Genomic DNA, 317 nt, shown 5'->3' with positions numbered 1-317 from the left:
CCTGCCAGCAGCACATCCCCTGTCGGATAGTCAATTCCTGCAAAAGCCACCCCGGCTTCACCGGCTGCCAGCATCGCCATGGCATAATAAAGCGGGTCCTGCATGCGTCGGCGAAGTGCCTTCTCTTTCATCAGCATATCGGGTAAAGAGAGATATTTATTTACTGTTTCACTTTTTTTCTCTTCGTCATCCAGATCCACAAAAACAAATTTATCTTCTTTATATCCCCGGGCCCGCGCCAGACTCTTAAGCTCATCTGTATGACGAATAAAGACAGGTATGATATATCCCTCTTCGGCCGTTTCATACGCCGCCTG

Annotated in this window: 1 protein-coding gene; it reads right to left on the bottom strand. The window is 48.6% G+C overall.

What is annotated here, in order from left to right:
* Positions 1–317: phosphate acyltransferase (locus NE473_RS30790; protein ID WP_256265614.1), on the bottom strand; the 317-nt coding region annotated here is incomplete at both ends.

The sequence above is a fragment of the Hungatella sp. SL.1.14 genome (assembly GCF_024460495.1).
GTDB classification, from domain to species: Bacteria; Bacillota; Clostridia; order Lachnospirales; family Lachnospiraceae; genus Hungatella; species Hungatella hathewayi.
This window is presented reverse-complemented; position numbering and strand designations above follow the sequence as displayed.